The sequence below is a fragment of the Saccharospirillum sp. HFRX-2 genome (assembly GCF_043196805.1).
In the GTDB taxonomy this organism is placed as follows: Bacteria; Pseudomonadota; Gammaproteobacteria; order Pseudomonadales; family Natronospirillaceae; genus Saccharospirillum.
In genome coordinates this window covers 1347409-1367776 of the sequence record NZ_JBEBMU010000001.1, presented here as the reverse complement: position 1 = coordinate 1367776, position 20368 = coordinate 1347409, and the positions used below count along the sequence as shown (strand labels likewise).

Annotated in this window: 19 protein-coding genes; 8 read left to right on the top strand and 11 right to left on the bottom strand. The window is 57.0% G+C overall.

Going from position 1 to position 20368, the window contains the following annotated elements:
- Positions 1–2: 2 nt before the first annotated feature.
- The 9 genes from ABMA60_RS06385 to tsaE all read right to left on the bottom strand — a co-directional run bounded on the left by ABMA60_RS06385 (position 3) and on the right by tsaE (position 10224).
- Complete coding sequence (locus ABMA60_RS06385) at positions 3–1199, bottom strand: ATP phosphoribosyltransferase regulatory subunit (RefSeq protein WP_392800317.1); 1197 nt, start codon at positions 1197–1199, stop codon at positions 3–5.
- Between the two features lie 199 nt (positions 1200–1398).
- Positions 1399–2325 (bottom strand): protease modulator HflC, encoded by a 927-nt coding sequence (gene hflC, locus ABMA60_RS06380; protein WP_392800315.1) that lies wholly within the window; start codon positions 2323–2325, stop codon positions 1399–1401.
- An 11-nt stretch (positions 2326–2336) separates the two neighbouring features.
- On the bottom strand, positions 2337–3539 hold the full coding sequence (gene hflK, locus ABMA60_RS06375; RefSeq protein WP_392800312.1) for an FtsH protease activity modulator HflK: 1203 nt from the start codon (positions 3537–3539) through the stop codon (positions 2337–2339).
- A 78-nt stretch (positions 3540–3617) separates the two neighbouring features.
- Positions 3618–4931, bottom strand: coding sequence for a ribosome rescue GTPase HflX (gene hflX, locus ABMA60_RS06370; RefSeq protein WP_392800309.1), 1314 nt, complete (start codon positions 4929–4931; stop codon positions 3618–3620).
- Between the two features lie 59 nt (positions 4932–4990).
- Positions 4991–5233, bottom strand: coding sequence for an RNA chaperone Hfq (hfq, locus tag ABMA60_RS06365; RefSeq protein WP_108124953.1), 243 nt, complete (start codon positions 5231–5233; stop codon positions 4991–4993).
- Between the two features lie 267 nt (positions 5234–5500).
- Positions 5501–6472 (bottom strand): tRNA (adenosine(37)-N6)-dimethylallyltransferase MiaA, encoded by a 972-nt coding sequence (gene miaA / locus ABMA60_RS06360; protein ID WP_392800305.1) that lies wholly within the window; start codon positions 6470–6472, stop codon positions 5501–5503.
- Positions 6472–8331, bottom strand: a complete 1860-nt coding sequence (gene mutL / locus ABMA60_RS06355; protein WP_392800303.1) for a DNA mismatch repair endonuclease MutL — start codon at positions 8329–8331, stop codon at positions 6472–6474. Before mutL ends, miaA begins: the two co-directional genes overlap by 1 nt.
- Positions 8332–8416: 85 nt before the next feature.
- Entirely contained in the window at positions 8417–9760 is a 1344-nt protein-coding gene (locus ABMA60_RS06350) for an N-acetylmuramoyl-L-alanine amidase (RefSeq protein WP_392800300.1), read from the bottom strand.
- Complete coding sequence (gene tsaE / locus ABMA60_RS06345) at positions 9751–10224, bottom strand: tRNA (adenosine(37)-N6)-threonylcarbamoyltransferase complex ATPase subunit type 1 TsaE (RefSeq protein WP_392800297.1); 474 nt, start codon at positions 10222–10224, stop codon at positions 9751–9753. The genes ABMA60_RS06350 and tsaE overlap by 10 nt, the downstream gene beginning before the upstream one ends.
- 152 nt (positions 10225–10376) lie before the next feature.
- Between tsaE and queG the strand changes: the two genes are divergently transcribed.
- Positions 10377–11462, top strand: coding sequence for a tRNA epoxyqueuosine(34) reductase QueG (gene queG / locus ABMA60_RS06340; RefSeq protein WP_392800294.1), 1086 nt, complete (start codon positions 10377–10379; stop codon positions 11460–11462).
- On the opposite strand, the gene ABMA60_RS06335 is transcribed toward queG, so the two are convergent.
- A complete protein-coding gene (locus ABMA60_RS06335; protein ID WP_392800291.1) occupies positions 11446–12042 on the bottom strand; it encodes an IMPACT family protein in 597 nt (198 codons plus the stop codon). The genes queG and ABMA60_RS06335 overlap by 17 nt on opposite strands.
- A 167-nt stretch (positions 12043–12209) precedes the next feature.
- Between ABMA60_RS06335 and ABMA60_RS06330 the strand changes: the two genes are divergently transcribed.
- Both ABMA60_RS06330 and ABMA60_RS06325 read left to right on the top strand, forming a co-directional pair.
- The gene (locus ABMA60_RS06330) at positions 12210–13274 is read left to right on the top strand and encodes a BamA/TamA family outer membrane protein (protein ID WP_392800289.1); all 1065 of its coding nucleotides are present in this window, start codon (positions 12210–12212) and stop codon (positions 13272–13274) included.
- A gap of 13 nt (positions 13275–13287) precedes the next feature.
- Positions 13288–14163, top strand: a complete 876-nt coding sequence (locus ABMA60_RS06325; protein WP_392800286.1) for an ion transporter — start codon at positions 13288–13290, stop codon at positions 14161–14163.
- Positions 14164–14174: 11 nt separating this feature from the next.
- Here the strand turns inward: ABMA60_RS06325 and ABMA60_RS06320 are convergent, their stop codons facing one another.
- Positions 14175–15002, bottom strand: coding sequence for a helix-turn-helix domain-containing protein (locus ABMA60_RS06320; protein ID WP_392800284.1), 828 nt, complete (start codon positions 15000–15002; stop codon positions 14175–14177).
- Between the two features lie 243 nt (positions 15003–15245).
- Here ABMA60_RS06320 and pobA point away from each other — a divergent pair, with 243 nt between their 5' ends.
- The 5 genes from pobA to ABMA60_RS06295 all read left to right on the top strand — a co-directional run bounded on the left by pobA (position 15246) and on the right by ABMA60_RS06295 (position 20361).
- Positions 15246–16427: a 4-hydroxybenzoate 3-monooxygenase gene (pobA, locus tag ABMA60_RS06315; RefSeq protein ID WP_392800281.1), complete on the top strand. Its 1182-nt coding sequence runs from the start codon at positions 15246–15248 to the stop codon at positions 16425–16427.
- 166 nt (positions 16428–16593) lie between these two features.
- The gene (locus ABMA60_RS06310; RefSeq protein ID WP_392800278.1) at positions 16594–17040 is read left to right on the top strand and encodes an Lrp/AsnC family transcriptional regulator; all 447 of its coding nucleotides are present in this window, start codon (positions 16594–16596) and stop codon (positions 17038–17040) included.
- Between the two features lie 338 nt (positions 17041–17378).
- Entirely contained in the window at positions 17379–18476 is a 1098-nt protein-coding gene (locus tag ABMA60_RS06305; RefSeq protein WP_392800275.1) for a TRAP transporter substrate-binding protein, read from the top strand.
- A 39-nt stretch (positions 18477–18515) separates the two neighbouring features.
- The gene (locus ABMA60_RS06300) at positions 18516–19046 is read left to right on the top strand and encodes a TRAP transporter small permease subunit (protein WP_392800273.1); all 531 of its coding nucleotides are present in this window, start codon (positions 18516–18518) and stop codon (positions 19044–19046) included.
- On the top strand, positions 19036–20361 hold the full coding sequence (locus ABMA60_RS06295; RefSeq protein ID WP_392800271.1) for a TRAP transporter large permease subunit: 1326 nt from the start codon (positions 19036–19038) through the stop codon (positions 20359–20361). The genes ABMA60_RS06300 and ABMA60_RS06295 overlap by 11 nt, the downstream gene beginning before the upstream one ends.
- The last annotated feature ends 7 nt before the right edge of the window (positions 20362–20368 follow it).

Genomic DNA, 20368 nt, shown 5'->3' with positions numbered 1-20368 from the left:
CGTTAGTTTGCCTGTTGCTTGGTTAAAGGTTGTACGGTCCAGCGTTCGCCTTGCTGCACCAGTTCACGATCACAGTTCAGTTCGTCCAGATGCGTCTGGTCGCTGAACACCTGAATTACCCGCTCGCCCTCGGCGCGTAACTCGGTAATTTTTGCATCCAAACCCGCCGGTCCCGCAGCGGGTGCCAAAATAGCGGCCGCTTCGTGCCATTGACCGAGTGTCTGGCTGGCGAGGATTTTCAGGTCGGAAGAAAAACCCGTCGCCGGACGCGACCGGCCAAACACCTTGCCGGTGGCGTCGTAACGACCGCCCTTGGCAACCGGCTGACCAAAGCCCGGCACGAACGCCGAGAACACCAGACCGGTGTGGTAGTTGTAATCGCGCAGTTCCGCCAGATCGAGGTGGATGCGCAGTTCCGGGAAGCGTTCACGCAACAGCCGCGCGATGCCTTCGAGGGTATCGAGCGCTTCAAAAACGCTTTGCGGAGCGCCGTCGAAAGCCTGGCGCCATTCGCTTAATGCATCGATAGAGCCGTGGCATTCCGGCAACATCGCCAGCCAGCCTTTGTAAGGTTTATCCAGCTCGGCTTTTTCCAGCCAGGTGCGCAGATCCGGCAGCGCCCGCAGACGCAGCAGTTCAAACAGCTCGGCCTGAGCGTCAGCGCCGAGTTCGGCACCTTCAATCAAGGCGCGGTAAATGCCGATATGCCCCAAATCCAGCGATACCTCAGCAAGGCCGGCTTTGGTCAGCGACGCCAGCATCAGCGAGACGATTTCGACATCGCTTTCACGGCCGGAATAACCGTACAGCTCAGCGCCGATCTGAATCGGGCTGCGACTGGACAGCAAGTGCGTGGCGCGGGCGTGCAGAATGTCGCTGGAATAGCAGTAACGAGACACGCCCTGGCGCGGCATCGAATGCGCATCCAGACGGGCGACTTGCTGGGTTTTATCGGCCGACAGGCCCATTAACCGGCCCGTGGCCTGATCGGTCAGCTTGTAGGTCAGCAGATCCAGGTCGTGGCCGACGCCGGTCAACAGGGATTCGAGGTATTCGGCGTTCGGCGGTATAACCAGGTCATACCCCCAGGCGCGATATTCGTCGAGCAACAGGCGGCGAAGCGCCTCGATGCGTGCGGCTTCCGGCGGCAGAATTTCTTCGATGCCGTCCGGCAAAAGCCAGCGTTCAGCGATGGTCATGCCAGGACACTATTCCATTTGCGATCTGCGTTTAAAGAACCCCAAGACGGCTACTCACAGCAAAAAACCATTCATTGGGCACAAAAAAACCGGGCAAGGAGCCCGGTTAACGAATTCTACACTTAGGACGGGAAACCCCCAAGGGGTTTTTCACTTTTCAGCGTCTCCCGTCCGGGCGGCGCTCCGCTCCCGTTAAGCGTCAGTTAGCGCCATTTTGATCCCGCATAAAGCGGAAGAAGTCGCTTTCCGGATCCAGCACCATCAGGTCGCTGCCTTCGCTGAAGCTTTCGCGATAGGCCTGCAAGCTGCGGTAGAAGGCGTAGAAGTTTTCATCCTGACCGAAGGAGCTGGAGTAAATGCGCGAGGCTTGGGCATCGCCTTCACCACGCAGCTGCTCGGCTTCACGGAAGGCTTCAGCCAGAATCACCGTGCGCTGACGATCGGCCGAGGCGCGAATCTCTTCGGCCTGGCGTTCACCGTTAGAACGGAAACGGCGCGCTTCCTGTTCACGGTCGGAGCGCATCCGGCTGAACACGTCCTGCGATACTTCCTGCGGCAGGTCGATGGCCTTGATGCGGATGTCGATCACTTCGATACCCAGGCCATCAGCAAACTGGTTAATTTGCTGGGTGACCTGGCGCATTAAGCGATCACGCTCACCTTCATCTTCGATGCGACCACCGGTCGACAGCGGCTCTTCCTGACCACGGCCGGACACCACTTCACGCAGCGTACGCAGACCGAAGGCATCACGCAGACCGGAGTTAATCCGGCTTTCCAGAATGGAATTGGCGCGGAACAGGTCACCACCACTGGTGGCGGTGTAGTAGTCACGCACGTTGTCGATGCGCCATTGGATATAGGCGTCGACTTCCAGACCTTTCTGCTCGCTGGTGATAAAGCGTTCCGGGTCGGTATCCAGGGTGATGATACGGCGGTCGAACTTGCGCACATCTTCAATAAACGGAATTTTGAAGTGCAGCCCCGGCGGCAAATCCGCCTGAACCACTTCACCAAATTTCAGTTTGATGGCGCGCTCTTTTTCGGTGACGACAAACAGACTCTGAATGCCGAGAAACACCAAGAGGGCGAGCACGACCAGAACCAGTGCATTACGATTGCTCATTGTCTCGCTCCTCAGTTGCCACTGCGACGACGATCCAGCTCACCCAGAATCTGATCAGTCAGATTCTGAATTTCGCTGCTCGACAGATTATTAATGTCGCTGCCACCGCCGTTACCGCCGCCGCTGGCACTGCCACCACTGCTGCCAGTTGCGTTACGACGCAGCTGATCCAGCGGCAGGTACATCATGTTGTTGCCGTTCTCGACATCCATCAGCACCTTGGGCGCGTTTTCATAGATGTTCGACAGGGTTTCCAGATACAGACGCTGACGCGTTACATCCGGCGCTTCGTTGTAAGCCGCCAGGATATCGCTGAAACGATCCGCTTCACCGGTGGCGCGTGCCACAACCTGCTCTTTATAACCCTGAGCTTCTTCCAATTGCCGACGGGCATTACCTTCGGCGACCGGCAGAATCTGGTTGGCGTAAGCCTGGGCTTGGTTGATCAGACGCTGTTCGTCTTCGCGCGCTTTAATCACGTCATCGAAGGCGTCCTGCACCGCGGAAGGCGGCGAGGTGTCGTTGATGTTCAACTGCGCCAGCTCAATACCGACGTTGTAAGACGTCAGGTAGTTCTGCAGACGTTCGCGCACCGCCACCTGAATGGCGTCACGACCGACGGTCAGCGCCTGCTCCAGGGTTGCACTACCCATCACGTGGCGCAGCGCTGATTCAGCGGCGTTAGCCAGTGAGGTTTCCGGCTGACGGACGTTCAAGGCGAAGTCACGCGCATTAACGGCACGATATTCCACCGTCATGGTGACCGAAACGATGTTCTCATCACCGGTCAACATGCTCGACTGATGGCGGTAAGAACGCACTTCGGTAACGTTCACCTTCTGGTCGATGGTATCGATGAACGGCACTTTGAAGTGCAGCCCGGGCGTTTCCAGCGCGTGGAACTGACCCAGACGCAACACCACGGCGCGCTCGGATTCATCAACGGTGTAGATGGAGTCGTAGATGGCATAGCCAACCACCAGCACCACCAGGATGCCGACAATGGCGCCCAGGCCGCCGGCAGAGCCGCCGCCTTTATTGGAGCCACCGCCCTTGTTGCCTTTACCACCGCCAAACCATTTGCTCAGTTTGTCGTTGAATTGTTTTAACAGCTCGTCCAGATCCGGCGGACCATCGTTATTGCCACGACGGCGACGGTTCCCCCAGGGATCCTGATCGTTATTATTGCCATTTGGTGGTTCATTCCACGCCATGGTCGTCTCCGTTTCTCAAGTGTTCCGTCCGTTTCGATGTCGGGCGATGCACTGCATCAACGTTCAAAAAACCCACCATCAATGTTCAAAATGTTCTTTGGCTTCCGCCAACCCGAAGCGCGATAACTCAAGTCCGTTGTGCTTGACCAGTTGCTTCAGGTCTTTCTTCTGAATGCGTACATCCAGTAAGGCATTGCCGGCATCGTCATAGGCTTCGCCCAGCACAGCGTTCTGTTGATAGAGCGCTGCGCGCAATGCCGATTCGCTCGGCGCCAATGCCAGCTGCTGGGCGATGACGTCATCACCCAAACGCTCGGCAATGGCCGCCTGAATCAAGGCCAAACCGTCACCACGCTGAGCCGAAACCCAGACGCGGATCGGCATGCCCTGATCGTCGCGTTCGATCGCTGGTGCAAAGTCATCCAGCAGGTCGATCTTGTTGAAAATTTCCAGCCGGGGAATGTCGAGCGAGCCAATTTCTTCTAGTACGGCTTCAACTTGCTCGATGTTCTCAACCCGGTCTTCGTCGGCGCTGTCGATCACATGCAGCAGCAGATCCGCTTCTGCCGTTTCCTGCAATGTTGCCTTAAATGCCTGCACTAATTTATGCGGCAAATGTCGAATAAAGCCTACCGTATCGGCCAGTACAATGTCGCCCATGTCGGGAATGCTGAGCCGACGCAGCGTTGGGTCCAGGGTCGCAAACAACTGATCCGCAGCATAGACCTCAGATTGCGTCAAAGCATTAAACAGCGTCGACTTACCGGCGTTGGTGTAACCCACCAGCGAGACGGTCGGGGTATCGGAACGGGTGCGCGCACGGCGGCCCTGATTACGCTGTTTCTCCACCTTTTCCAGACGGCGGTGAATGCTGCTGATGCGCGCCTGCAACAGACGGCGGTCGGTTTCCAGCTGGGTTTCACCCGGACCGCGCAAACCGATACCACCCTTCTGGCGCTCCAAATGGGTCCAGCCACGCACCAGGCGAGTGCTCTGGTATTGCAACTGGGCCAGCTCAACCTGCAATTTACCTTCGTGGGTGCGGGCGCGTTGCGCAAAGATATCGAGAATCAGACCGGTACGATCAAGCACGCGGCACTCGACGGCGCGCTCGACGTTACGTTCCTGAGAAGGGCTGAGACTGTGGTTAAACAACACCACTTCAGCGTCGGTACTGGCGACCGCCGCCTTAATTTCATCCAGCTTACCGGGACCGACAAAATACTTCGGGTGCGGCCTGGAACGCGAACCACCAATAAAAGCGGCCGGCTCACCACCCGCAGACACCACCAGTTCTTCGAACTCCTGGGGATCTTCCCGATCGTCGGACTCGGGAAAGTCGATGTGGACCAGGACAGCCCGGTCCCCACCTTCGACACGTTCAAAAAACAATCAGACTCTCCGAGCCCGGCTTCGCCGGGCTATCCAGACAGAGGACGTCGACGCCGGCTTTATTCAGCCACCGCTTCATCGCCTTCATGAGCGATTTTGACGTTACGGGCCGGAACGACGGTTGAAATGGCATGCTTATAAACCATCTGGCTGACGGTGTTCTTCAGCAGAATGACAAACTGATCAAAGCTTTCAATCTGACCCTGCAGCTTGATGCCGTTAACCAGAAAGATGGAGACAGGGATGCGCTCTTTGCGCAGGGCGTTCAGGAAAGGGTCTTGTAACGAGTGCCCTTTTGACATGTCGGACTCCTTTTAATGAAGGATTATAAGTATCGTTCCCGCCCGAAGTAATCCGGGCGCCAGGTGATTGGCACCAGCGTCGCCATCTGCCTCCATGCTGGAGGGCACCCGGCTGACAAAAAGTCTGGCAGGGTGGCCCGGTTACCGCTGCGATGCTTTAACAGTGCAGTAACCGCAACCGGCCCGGTCGCAATCACGAAAATCTTCCGCACATTGTAGGCGAAAAGCTGAAGCTTGTGGATGGTCGGTAGTCACCTAAATTTCGCTTTACGTTACCTTTTTACGCAACCTTTGCCGCGCTTGTTCGAACAAATCTGGTGCTTGCGAATCCAGCCAATGCAAACCCTGCCAGCCACGCATCCAGGTCAATTGACGTTTGGCCAACTGACGGGTAGCGGCAATGCCCGAGGCCACCATCTGAGCGTGTTCCAGCTCGCCCGCCAGATAGTGCCACATCTGCCGATAGCCAACGGCGCGAATGGAAGGCAGATCCAGATGCAGGTCACCGCGCTGATAGAGGCGCTCCACTTCGGCTTGGAAACCACCGGCCAACATCAACTGAAAACGCTGTTCGATGCGTTGATGCAGAACCGAGCGTTCATCCGGCGCAACGGCAAACTGCACCACCTGCCAGGGAAAATCGTCCAGCGCCGACGCACTCAGCCCACCTCGGCCGTCATGCGCCGAAGCCGCCCAGAATTCGGAAATGGGACGACCGCTGACGCGCTGCACTTCCAAAGCACGCAACACCCGCGCCGGATTTTGTCGATCAATACGTTCCCAGGCGGCGGTATCGACACGCTGCAGTTCGGCGACCAGGGCATCGAGCCCGGCTTCATCCAGCCAGCTTTGCAATTGCGCACGCACTTCTGCATCGGCCGGCGGCATTGCCGCCATGGGTTGCACCAGCGCTTTGAAATAAAGCGCCGTGCCACCGACCAGAATCGGCAATCGCCCGCGCTCGGTGATATCGGTCATCGCCGCCAGAGCGTCATCGCGGAAATTGGCCGCTGAATAACTGACCGCGGGGTCGCATAGATCGAGCAGATGATGCGGCACCTGTGCCTGGATGGCGGCATCGGGTTTGGCGGTGCCAATGTCCATGCCGATATAGACCTGCGCCGAATCGACGCTGACGATTTCGCCATTAAATTCATCGGCCAGCATCAACGACAGATCGGTTTTTCCGGCCGCGGTCGGGCCGGTCAGGAAGATGGCGCGGGGCAGATCGGTCGCCACTAACGTCCTCGCAAAAACAGCTTATCGAGATCGTCCAGACTCAGTTGAGTCCAGGTCGGCCGACCGTGGTTGCACTGACCGGAACGCTCGGTGCGCTCCATATCACGCAGCAAGGCGTTCATCTCGGGAATGGTCAATTTGCGATTGGCGCGCACCGAACCATGACAGGCCATGGTCGACAGAATTTCATCGCGCCGGGCGATGATGGCGTCCGAAGTATCGTGGGTCATAAAGTCAGCCAGCACTGAACGCACCAGCGGTTCGACTTCGGCCTGCTGCAAATAAACCGGCGTCTGCCGCACGATCAAAGCTTCCGGACCGAGCCGTTCAATCACCAGACCAAACTGCGCCAACAAGTTCGCGAATTCTTCGGCGGTATCGGCTTCGCGTTCACTGACTGAGAGTTTTTGCGGCACTAACACCGGCTGCGCCTGAATGCCCTGCTGATCGTATTGGGTTTTCATGCGCTCGTAGGTAATGCGCTCATGCGCGGCATGCATATCGACGACGATCAAACCCAGACGGCTTTGCGACAAAATATAAATGCCGTGCAACTGGGCAACCGCAAAACCCAGCGGCGGCACATCATCGACTGCTTCCGGCAACGGCGGCGTGTTTAACGCCAAATCATCCAGGCGTGGGCCGGGCTGAGGGTTCGCCTGCAGCGATTGATAAAAACCAATCTGCTCGCTGACTGAGCTTTCCGAGCGATTGCCCTGAGGCGCAAAAGCGGACGGTGAATAGCTCTGCGGCGACATATCCATGCGCTGCTGACCGGCAAATTCACCCGCAGCCAAACCGGTTGCCGGCGCCGGCTGGGGCGCGCGCGCCATGACCGGATCGTTATTGGCATCGGGCCGGACATCGGCCAGCACACGGTGCAATTGGCGGAACAGAAAGTCGTGCACCAGACGCTGATCACGAAAACGTACTTCGTGTTTGGTCGGGTGAACGTTGACATCCACACCGGCCGGATCGAGCGATAAATACAACACAAAGCAGGGATGTCGACCGTGATAGAGCACATCGCGATAAGCCTGCTTAACGGCATGACCGATCACCTTGTCGCGCACCACCCGACCGTTCACAAAGAAATACTGCATATCCGGCATGGAGCGCGAAAAGGTTGGCAATCCAATCCAGCCGGTCAGCCGCAAACCCGCAGCTTCAACGTCGATAACCAGCGCATTATTCATAAAGTCAGCGCTGAGCAATTGGGCAACCCGACGTTCCTGCTCGGCCTGAGTCGTGGCCGCGCGCAACGAATGAATGGTGCGGTTGTTATGACGCAGCGAAAAGCCGACATCAAACCGCGCCAGCGCCTGGCGTTTGATGACTTCTTCGAGATGATTAAATTCGGTTTTTTCGGTGCGTAAAAATTTACGGCGGGCCGGCGTATTAAAAAACAGATCGCGCACTTCAACGCTGGTGCCGTCGGTGTGCGCCGCCGGACTGATCTCGGTGTCCATATCCTGGCCGTGGGTATTCACCTGCCAGGCCTCGGCTTGCTCGGGCGGTTTGGAGGTCAGCAGCAAGCGCGCTACAGAGGCAACCGATGCCAGGGCTTCACCGCGAAAACCGAGCGACGACACCGCTTCCAGATCGTCCAGATTATAAATCTTGGAGGTGGCATGACGCGCCAGCGCCAACGCCAAATCATCACGACCGATACCGCCGCCATTATCGCGCACACGCATCAGTTTCACGCCACCGGCTTCGACCTCCACATCGATGCGATTGGCACCAGCGTCGAGCGAATTTTCCAGCAGCTCCTTGATCACCGACGCCGGTCGTTCAACCACTTCACCCGCAGCGATCTGGTTGGCCAGACGCGGCGTCAGTATCTGTATTCGTTTCATAAGAACTCTTGTTGGTCGTCGCGGGTGTTGGTGGTCGCTGTTTTGACGTAACTGTGCCGTCTTTTGCGGTAACAATAACGCCGGCTCAGGCTTCAGGAATCAACAACACCTGACCGATGCGAATGGCGCTGCCCTGCAATTGATTCACTTCGCGCAAACGACCCACCGAGGTGCCGTTGCGCGTGGCTATGCCTGACAACGTATCGCCGCTGACTACGGTGTAACGACGCATGCCATCGTTGCCATTGCTCTGTCGCCAGGCAACCCAGGTACCCGGTGGCGGGTTGTCATTAAACCAGTCGATCACACCATCGCGCACCGCGCTGGCCAGTTGGCGTCGATAGCCCGCCGAACCCAGATTGGCTTCCTCGGTCGGGTTGGAGATAAAACCGGTTTCGACCAAGATGGAGGGCACATCGGGCGACTTCAAGACAGCAAAACCAGCCTGCTCAACGGTCGACTTATGCAGTCGCGCCACGCTGCGCATTTCACCCAACACCCGGCTGCCAACATCCAGACTGGAACGCATCGTCGCGGTCATCGATAAATCGACCAGCACCGATTTCAGCACCTCGTCTTTGTCTTCCAGACTGATGCCGTTAATACCACCAATGACATCGGCCTCATTCTCCTGGTTCGCCAGATAGGCCGCCATGGTTGAGGTCGCGCCGCCAGAGGACAGCGCAAACACCGAGGCGCCGGAAGCGCGAGGACTGGTGAACGCATCGGCGTGGATGGAGATGAACAAATCAGCGTTGTGTTCCCGCGCAATCTGACGCCGACGGTGCAATGAAATGTAATAGTCATCGGTGCGCACCAGGAACGGCTCGAAACCTTCGACCTCACTGAGTTGCCGATACAGCTCACGCGCTATCGCCAGCACAATGTGTTTTTCGCGTGTGCCGCGACCACCAATAGCACCGGGGTCTTCACCGCCGTGACCGGCATCAATGGCAACAATAATGTTGCGTCTTTGGCCCGACAGATCGCCCACCGTCTTGCTGACTTGCTGTTCGCGCGGTTGCAGCGCTTCACCGCTGGGGCGTTCCAGATCGAGCACCAGGCGATGACCGTATTGTTCGTTCGGAGTGAGGGTAAAACTGCGCGGCGTTAAATCGGTATCCAAATCCAGCACAATGCGCAGATCGCCATCGGGACGGGCACCACTGCGAATGCGCTGAATACCGCTGCGCTGCAAATCGAGCGACGCCAGCGAGGTTTGCAATTCAGAACCGGCAATATCCACCACCACACGACTGGGATTGGACAGCGTAAAGACGCGGTGCTCCACCGGACCGCTCAAATCGAAGACCAGACGCGTATTATCCGGCGCAGGCCAGACCCGCGCACTTTCAATCTGCGCAGCCAAGGACACAGGTGCCAGCACGCACATCACGACCAGCATCAACAACCGATGCATCAGGCGCATTCCCCTTCTTGCTGCAACCATTCAATCAGACTCTGGCCCCGCTCAGTGCCGGGCTCGAACGCCAGACTCCGGGCGGAGTCAGCTTCGCTGAAATGTATCACGACATCAGCACCGGGCAAGACCCCGGCACCACGCTCCGGCCATTCCACCAGCCAGGCGGTATGGTCCGTTAAGTAATCACGCACACCAATAAATTCCAATTCTTCGGGATCGGCAAGTCGGTACAGATCGAAATGCACCACTGTTATGGACTCGCATTCATACGGCTCAACCAGGGTATAAGTCGGGCTTTTTACCCGCCCGGTCCAGCCACAGCCGGCAATAATGGCCTGGCTCAAGGTGGTTTTGCCCATGCCCAGGGTGCCATCCAGATAGAGACGGGCACCGTCCAGGTGCATCAGCGCACGCGCCAGCCGTTGGCCGAGCGCAGGCATCTGAGATTCATCGACAGTCAGTCGGTACAAGCGGTTTCTCCGAACCCGGGCAGATTAATTGGCGCGCAGTGTACCATTGCCACCGGTTGGCCCAAAGGCTGAACCCACCCCGCCGCATTGACGACAACCCGCCCAACGACCACACTGCGCCCTGTTCCTGCTGACTCACCTCTATCACCGCCATGTCTGCTCCTGCCACCCGTATCGACGCTCTGGATCTCAGCGCCCTGGCTGAACGCATCAAAGCCGAAGCTCAGGCTCTGGGTTTTCAGGCGGTGCATATTGGTTCGGCCAATAGCGAAGCCCATCGTCCGGCTTATGAAGCCTGGCTGGCCAAAGGCTATAACGGCGAGATGAAGTGGATGGAGCGCAATCTCGACAAACGCTTCGACGGCGCCCAGCTGCACCCGGGCACCGAGCGCGCCATCTCGGTGCGGCTCGATTACCGACCCGAAGGCCCGATGCAGGCCATCCTCGACGACCCGAATAAAGCCTACATCTCCCGCTATGCCTTGGGCCGCGACTACCACAAAGTGATGCGCAAACGGCTGACGCAACTGGGGCGCACCATCGAAAGCTGGGTCGGCGAACATGGCTTTCGCGCCTTTGTCGACAGCGCCCCGGTAATGGAGCGTCAACTGGCCCAGCAAGCCGGCATGGGCTGGCTGGGTAAGAACAGCCTGCTGCTGAACAACACCGCCGGCTCCTGGTTTTTTCTGGGTGAACTGTTTACCAATTTGCCGCTACCGATCGATCCGCCTTTCGAAACCGAACACTGCGGCTCCTGTGATCGTTGCATGACCACCTGCCCGACCGACGCCTTTGTTGCCGAAGGCGTGCTCGATGCGCGGCGCTGCATCAGCTATCTGACCATCGAACACAGCGGTTCCATCGACCCGGAACTGCGCCCGCTGATGGGCAACCGCATCTATGGTTGCGACGATTGCCAGATTGTCTGCCCGTTCAATTCGTTCAGCCAGACCACCGGCGAGGCCGACTTCGAACCACGCCACAACCTCGACCAGGCCGATCTCCTGAGCTTGTTTCAATGGAGTGAAGCGGAGTTTTTGGGCAACACCGAAGGCTCGGCGATTCGTCGTATCGGTTATCAGCAGTGGTTGCGTAATCTGGCTGTGGCGCTGGGTAATGCGCCGACTCAGCCAGACATCGTCGTCGCCTTAAAGGCGCGTCGTAATGACGTCTCCGACCTGGTGCGCGAACACATCGACTGGGCCTTAGAACGCCACGGCGTCAATCCGTCACACTGAGAGTCACGTCCGGATTGGCCGGCGCCAGCGCCTTAAAGTCGTCCTTAAAACGCTCCAACTGACTGTCCGGCAACTGCACCGTCATCGTCACTTCTGTGCCGTAATCGACCCGCTCAGCGGTTAAACCTGACTGATCGAGCAAACGCCGGGCATCACTTTCCAACGCAAAAGGCAGCTTCAGCGTCAACCGATGCTGGGCTTCCAGAGCGATATAATTGGCCTGTTCCAAAGCCTGGGACACAGCGCCACCGTAAGCCCGCACCAAGCCGCCAGCACCCAGCTTAATACCACCGAAATAACGCACCACCACCGCCAGCACATTATCGAGTTGCTTGTGACTGAGCACGTTGAAGATCGGTTTGCCGGCCGTGCCAGACGGTTCGCCATCATCGCTCATGCCGGAATCACCACCGGCGGCAAAGGCGAAACACAGATGGCGGGCATCGGGATACTGTTGCTGCAATTGCGCCAGTCGGGCCTGTGCCTGAGCTTTGTCGGCGACCGGCTCAACCCAAGCCAGAAAACGACTTTTCTTGATCAGGGTTTCGTTGTGCACCGGTGCGGCCAGTGTCCACTTCATAAGGCGTCCTGCTGCACAGTTATTAAAGATTCATCAGGGAGAGTGACCAGAGGCGAGGTGAAGAAAGTCACGATTATAGTGATTTAGCGCCACGCCAACAGCCGTCGCGTTCCATTCACGAAAACCACTGGTTACACTCCGGTCACCTTAATTACAAAGTAAAACTCATGAAAAACGTCCTCGCTACTGGCTGCTTACTGGCATTAGGTGTTGCTGCTGCCCAGGCTGAAGATTTGAAATCAGCTGGCTGGGTTATTTTGCCGGCCATCGGTTCCAGCCCGGAAACCGGCTTTCAATACGGTGCCTATGTGATGCACCAGTTCGCTCAGACCGCCGAAGGCGAGCCGCAAGATCGCTTGGCGTTGCTGCTGCAGGGCACCAGCGAAGGCCAGTACCAGGCCGTCATTCAGCCCGACTTTTATGTGGCTGGCGGCGACTGGAACCTGAGCAGTTCGTTATCCGCCCAATATTGGCCCACCACCTATTATGGCGAGAGCAACGACACCGACCTGGATGCCGATGCCGAAACCTACGAACTGACCGCCTTCAGTGCTGAGGGTTCAGCCGCCTATGCGGTGACGCCCAATCTGCGTCTGGGTGCTTTAGTTTTCGTCGAATCCGAAGACATTGAAGACGATGCCGATGTCGCCATCCTGACCAGCAACGACTTGGGTTTTGACGGCGGCTTATTCACCGGTATGGGCATCAAAGCCAGCTGGGACACCAGCGACGATCGCGACTGGCCGACTCAAGGCACCCTGGCACAAACCGAACTGCGCCAGTACAGCGAAGCACTGGGCGGTGACTACGAATTCCTGTTGGTGAACACCGCCATCAGCCAATACATTCCGCTGGGTAATGACGTCCTGGCAGTAGGCGGAAACTACGGCTATGGCAATGACGACACCCCCTTCTCGCGCTTGCCGCGTCCTTCCGGTGAATCCTCATTGCGCGGCGCCGACGGCAACCTCTGGATCGGTCACCATCTGTTCGGTCTGCAAAGCGAATATCGCCATACGCTGACCGACCGCTGGGCCGTCACCGGTTTTATTGATGCGGCTCAGGTGGCTGACGATTCCGACGACCTGGCCTGGAGCCGTTTCCATACCGCTGTTGGCGGTGGTGTGCGCTATGCCGTCATGCCTGATTCGCGCTTTAACGTCCGCGGTGATCTGGCGTTGGTCGATGGCGAAAGCCTCGGCTTTACCATCAGCGTCGGTGAAGCCTTCTGATCAGCACCCGGTTATGAACCAGCGTCGTACCGACCATTTCCACATTGTCCGCCAGACCGACCAGCCAGAACCCATGGCCGGTTGGCGGCTGACCCTGAACGACATCATCTTCGGCGCCGAATCAGCGCCCGGCAAAGCCTTCGATATAGCACTGATTATTGCCATCCTGATGTCGGTTGGGGCGGTGATGCTGGAAACCGTCGGCCCGGTTCAGGCTGAACACGGTCGAGCGCTGGTGCGACTGGAATGGTTCTTCACGCTGGCGTTTACCGTCGAATACGGACTGCGCTTGGTGTGCGTGCGTCACCCTTGGCGTTACGCCACCAGCTTTTTCGGCATCGTCGATCTGCTGTCGATTATCCCGACTTATTTGAGCCTGCTGATTCCCGGCGTCAATTCGCTGCTGGTGATTCGTGTGCTGCGTATTCTGCGCGTCTTCCGGGTACTTAAGCTGTTTCGTTACCTCAACGAAGCGGAAATGCTGTTGCAGGCGATGCGCACCGGCTACCGCAAAATTCTGGTGTTTCTCTATGCGGTGATCACCATGGTCATCGTCTTCGGTTCAATCATGTATCTGATTGAAGGTCCGGCTCACGGCTTCACCTCCATCCCGCGTTCGGTCTACTGGGCCATTGTCACCCTGACCACCGTCGGCTATGGCGACATCACCCCGCTCACAGCCATCGGCCAGTTTATCGCCTCGGCAGTGATGATCACCGGCTACGCCATCATTGCCGTGCCAACCGGCATCTACACCGCTGAACTGGCCAACCAGATTCGCATCAAACGCGATTCGCGCGGCTGTCCCGGCTGCGGCAAAACCGGCCACGAAATGGATGCCGACCACTGCCGTTACTGCGGCGAAGCTTTGGCAGCGTCCGACGACTAAGCCAGCCCTGTCTACCAACGAGACGTCCCGGCAAAACGCCGAAAATCACGCGGCGACTGGCCGGTCTGACGTTTAAAAAAACGCGTGAAATAACCCGGATCGTTGAACCCCAGCCGGTCGCCCACCTGCGCCACCGTCTGAGCGGTATAGACCAGCAACCGCTTGGCCTCTAGCAAGATGCGCTGATGCACCAACTGCAGCGCCGACTGCCCCACCGTGCGCCGGCAAATACCGTTCAGATGCGCGCTGGTAATACCCAATTCGCGGGCGTACTGCGCCACCGTCCAGCCGGCGGTGTAATGCTGTTCAATCAAGCGGTTGAAGTCGCCAAAATGATCCACGCCCGCTGCCGCCGGCTCGACCAACAAACCGCCGGCCGGCAGACAATGCCGAATCAGCCGCACCATCAAGGCAGCCAGTTGCGCCTCCATTAACGCCGCCCGCCCCGGTGCCTGAGCAATGTACTCGCTGTGAATCTGCAGCAGTGCATCATCGATGGCCGCGTGCTGCGGCGACGCCACCAAAGCACAGAGCCGAAACTCGGTAAACAACTGCGTCAGCAATGCTGAGCTGACACGCTCGGCCAAACGCTGCACCAACGGATTGGCCAGCGTTAACACCAGCCCCTGGGCATCGGCATCAAACTCGAAACCGTGCACGCTCATTTCCGGCACCACCACCAGACCACCCGGTCCCAGCTCATGAAGCTGGGATTCATGCTGCACCCGCGCCCGTCCCTGGCGCAGATACAGCAGTTGATACAAACCAGAGTGGCGATGCGGCCGAATTACCCAGTCGAGCGGGCGACTGCGCTCGGCGATGGCTTCGCAGTGCAGCAAGTCCGGCGTCGGCCAGTCCTGATGCTCACCATAGAGTTTGAAAACCGGGACCGTCTGGATAGCAGACTCCTTAGATCAAAAAATCATCAGAAGTTTTCAAATGTACAAGTATTAGGTCGATTTAGCCATTCAAAGCGCCACCGCATCGATGAAAATGACAATTCCAGAAAAACAAAGCCATAACAACAAATCCATAACAACAAAGCCGGAGCGTTGTACAAGCCGGCATCTGTGGAGGCCTCCATGAAAACTCAAGTCGCCATTATTGGCTCCGGTCCATCCGGCCTGTTGCTCGGTCAGTTACTGCACCAACAGGGCATCGACAACGTCATCATCGAACAGCGCAGCCAGGACTATGTGCTCGGTCGTATTCGCGCCGGCGTGCTCGAACAGGGCATGGTTGATCTGGTACGCGAAGCCGGTGCCAGCGAACGTATGGACCGCGAAGGCGATGTCCACGAAGGCGTCTTCCTGGCGTTCAACGGCAAGAAAGTGCGCGTTGATCTCGCCGGCCTGACCGGCGGCGACACCGTTATGGTGTACGGCCAGACCGAAGTCACCAAAGACCTGATGGACGCCCGCGCCGCCGCTGGCCTCACCACCATCTACGAAGCCAGCGATGTGCAGCCGCACGATTTCTATTCCGACGCCCCCACCGTCAGCTTCCGCAAAAACGGCGAAACGGTCACTTTGGCGTGCGATTACATCGCCGGTTGCGATGGTTTTCACGGCATCTCGCGCAAATCAGTACCGCAGGACAAACTGAAAACTTTCGAACGCGTTTATCCCTTTGGCTGGCTCGGCGTTTTGTCAGACACGCCACCGGTCTCGGACGAATTGATCTACGCCAAACACGACCGCGGTTTTGCGCTGTGCTCCATGCGTTCGGCCACGCGCAGTCGTTACTACGTCCAGGTGCCGCAGGATGAAAAAGTCGAAGACTGGTCGGACGAACGCTTCTGGGACGAGCTGAAAAAACGCCTGCCGCCGGAAACCGCCGAAAAACTGATCACCGGTCCGTCGATCGAAAAAAGCATCGCACCGCTGCGTTCTTTTGTTGCCGAGCCGATGAAATTCGGCAACCTGTTTTTGGTTGGCGACGCCGCTCATATTGTGCCGCCCACTGGCGCCAAAGGTTTGAACCTGGCGGCCAGCGATGTCAGTACGCTGTACCGCGCTTTGACCGCCACCTACAAAGACGGCCGCGCCGATTTGCTGGAAAAATATTCCGAAATCTGCCTGCGCCGCATCTGGAAAGCCGAGCGTTTTTCCTGGTGGATGACCTCAATGCTGCATCGTTTTGGCGATGAAGATTTCGATCAGCGCATCACCCAGGCCGAACTGGATTACGTCACCAGTTCGCAGGCGGGCTTAACCACCATTGCCGAAAATTACGTCGGCCTGCCTTACGAAGCGCTCGAATAGTTCGCGACTCAGAGAATCATGTAGACCGAGGGAATGTCAGCGGCGCTGGCATTCCCCATCCCACCGCACGAACGCTTCGTTACTGCATCACCTCGATCAACTGGCCTGCTAGTTGCTGCGCTTATCGCCTCTCCTTCGGGGTCCATGGTTTCGAGGTTACCCACCGATGAACACTCTCGATGCAGCGCTGCTTAATCTATTAATAAAAGACGCCCGATTGTCCTTTGCCGACATTGCCCGCCAACTGAATGTTTCCCGCGCCCACGCCCGCAGCCGGGTTCAGTTTCTGGTCGACAGCGGCGTTATTGAAAAATTCACCGCCGTGGTTAACCCGGAAAAAACCGGCAAGATGGTCTCGACCTTTGTCGATCTGAAAGTACTGCCCGCACGCATCGAAATGCTCGCCGAGCATCTGGCCGAACAAACCGAAGTGGTCAGCCTGTACATCATGTCCGACCTGCAAAGTCTGCATATTCATACGCTGACCGAAGACAGCGAGGCCTTTGCCGATTTCGCCAGCCGCCATTTATTGAACAACCCCGACATCAGCTACATCGATTGCAAAAGTCTGTTCAAAAGAGTCAAACATCGTCGCGGTGGTGCCCGATTATAGGGCGGTCACCACCCGGCCCTGTCGATAATGTGGCAAAGCATACATTTGGCATCTTCAGGCCGTAAAAAATGACAAATGCACGTGGCGCCAGCCGGTTCATCAAACATTCGACCGTCAATCCTATGATTGGTGTTCATGACGTTTTTTAATGACCAGACAGGGCTCGTCAGACGCCTCTTAACAGACCATAAAACTCAGCGTCGATATTTCTAAATTCTTTTTATTATTCAATCAGTTAAGCGCAAAAAGTCCGCTGGCACAGAAGCTGCAATTTCGCTCATCAGGGATGCCAATCAACCTTTAATTCTCAATCCAGCCATCACCGATGAGGCACTAGCATGACTTCCGATCGACGTAAGTTTCTTAAAACGGCACTGGCTGCCTCTGGCGGCGCCGGTCTGACACTGGGCGCACCCATGATCGCCCGCGCCGAATCCGCGGCGACTTTTAATATCCGCATGACCAACGCTTACGGCCCGGGTTCACCCTTCTATGTGCAAGGGCCAGGCAGCCCGACCGATTTTTGCGAGCGCGTGCGCGTGATGTCCGGTGGTCGTCTGAATATTCAACACTTCGCCGCCGGTGAATTGATTCCTGCCCTGGAAGGTTTCGATGCGGTCTCTGCCGGTCTGGTGGAAATGAACGCGGCCAATGCTTACTACTGGGCGGGCAAAATTCCAGCGGCTCAGTTTTTTACCACCGTACCCTTCGGTATGAACAGCCAGGGCATGCACGCCTGGATCTACCATGGCGGCGGCCTGGAATTGTGGCAGGAACTCTACGAACCCTTTGGTCTGGTCGCCTTCCCAATGGGCAACACCGGCGTGCAGATGACCGGCTGGTTCCGCGAACCGATTGAATCGATCGACGATTTCAACGGCCTGAAAATGCGCATCCCGGGTCTGGCGGGTCAGGTATACAGCGAGCTGGGTGTATCGGTGCAGTTGCTGCCCGGCGGTGAAATTTTCCCGGCGCTGGAACGTGGCGTTATTGATGCGGCGGAGTTTGTCGGCCCCTATCAGGATCGTCGTCTGGGCCTGCATAACGCCGCCAAATATTACTACACCACCGGCTGGCACGAGCCGACCAACCTGACCGAATTGCTGATCAATAAAGAGGTTTGGGACAGCTTCCCCGATGACATCAAAGCCATCATCCGCGCGGCGTCACAAGCCGGCGTGCTGGAAAGTCTGTCCTGGTCGGAAAGCGTTAACTCCGAAGCCATGACCGATCTGGTTGAAAACGAAGGCGTTATCGCCCAGCCACTCAATGCCGACATCGTCGCGCGCCTGAAAGAGGCCACTTTCGACACGTTGGAAAGCATGGCCAATGCCGACGAACAAACCCGCCAAGTGTACGACGCCTTTATGGCTTTCCGTCAGAAACATCTGGCCTGGGCGGCACTGAGTGAGAAGCCGTTTCTCAATATTGTCTGAACTTAGCGTTTCTCAACGTCAAATCTAGGAAGTCGTTTTATGAAGCAAGCCATTGCCTTGATTGAATGGCTGGTGGAGGCTTTCGGAGGGCTGGCGCGCCTGTGCGTGCTGGCCCTGGTTTTTTTGGTCGCCACCAATGTCATCCTGCGTTATCTGTTTTCCATCGGTCCGGTTGCCTTGCAGGAACTGGAATGGCATCTGATTTCGCCCATCGCCCTGCTCGGCCTGGCTTATACCATGAAGCATAAAGCCGACGTTCGAGTGGATTTTATTTATGACCGTTTTGGTCCGCGCGGCCGCGCCCTGGTCGACTTAGTTGCGGCGTTATTAACGCTTGCTGTTGGTGTCATCATCACCAAGCTGGCGCTGCCTTATGTGCTGCAATCTTTTCGCATGATGGAAGGCTCACCCAACCCCGGTGGGTTGCCTTACCGCTATCTGTTAAAAGTCTTTATCCCGCTCGGTTTTGCGTTGCTGGCGTTGCAGGCTATCGCCAATATTTTGCACGCCATCACGGAATTACTACCGGCCAAATTCCAGTCCGCAGGAGAGCCTGAACATGACCGGTAATGAATGGTTAATCATCGGCATGATCGTCGGTTTCCTGGGCATGATGATGATCGGCATTCCGGTGGCGATTTCGCTGGCGGTGTCGGGTTTTGTTGCCGGTTTTATCGGTTTCGGTCCGTTGCTCTTCAGCCTGATGCCGGCGCGTTTAACCGGGGTGGTCACCAACTACACCCTGCTCGCCATTCCACTCTTTGTATTTATGGGCGTTATGCTGGAAAAATCGCGCGTCGCCGAAGACATGCTCGAAACCATCGGCACCGCCATGGGCGGACTGCGCGGTGGTATGGGGTTGGCGATTATTCTGGTCGGTGTCTTGATGGGCGCCTCCACCGGCATCGTCGGCGCTACGGTGGTGACCGTCGGTCTGCTCACTTTACCGTCCCTGATTCGTCGCGGTTACGCACCCAGCGTTGCCACTGGCACCATCTGCGCATCCGGTACTCTGGGGCAAATTATTCCACCCAGTTTAGTGCTGATTTTGCTGTCCGATATCGTCGGTGAATCGGTCGGCACTTTGTTCGCAGCGGCCTTTATTCCCGGCCTGGTGCTGGCGCTGATTTATATGGCTTACCTGTTATTACTGGGCGTGTTTAAACCCGATTGGGTACCGGCCATTCCCAAAGAGGAACGTGCCCAGGTCAATGCCAAACAACTGGCGATAAAGTTACTGCGCAATGTAGTGCCGCCGCTGCTGTTGGTGGTAGCAGTACTGGGTTCTATTGTTGGTGGTATCGCGGCGCCGACCGAAGCGGCGTCGATGGGCGCGCTGGGGTCGATTTTAATAGCGGCGTTATTTGGTCGATTAAAATTGTCGTTATTGCGCGATGTGACTCACGGCACCTTAACCATTTCGGCGATGGTGTTTTTTATCCTGCTCTGTGCTCAGCCATTTTCACTGGCGTTTCGCGGACTCGGTGGCGATCAGATGGTGCAGGCGTTGTTTGCCCAGGTTCCCGGCGGCGAATTAGGCGCGCTGATCTTTTTAATGGCGCTGCTTTTTGTGCTTGGATTTTTTCTCGAATGGATCGAAATTTCCTACATTGCCTTGCCGATGTTTTTGCCGGTTTTTCTCAACTACGGCACCGACATGGTGTGGCTATCGATTCTGATCGCGATGAATTTGCAGATGTCGTTTTTAACGCCGCCTTTCGGTTGGGCGCTGTTCTTTCTCAAAGGCGTGGCGCCGCCGGGTGTTACCACCCGCGATATTTATGTCGGTGTCATTCCCTTTGTATTGCTGCAATTATTGGCCTTGCTGGTGATGTTTAATCTGCCCGGTCTGGCAACCTGGTTGCCCGAAGCGATTGGTTGGTAGCGACGTT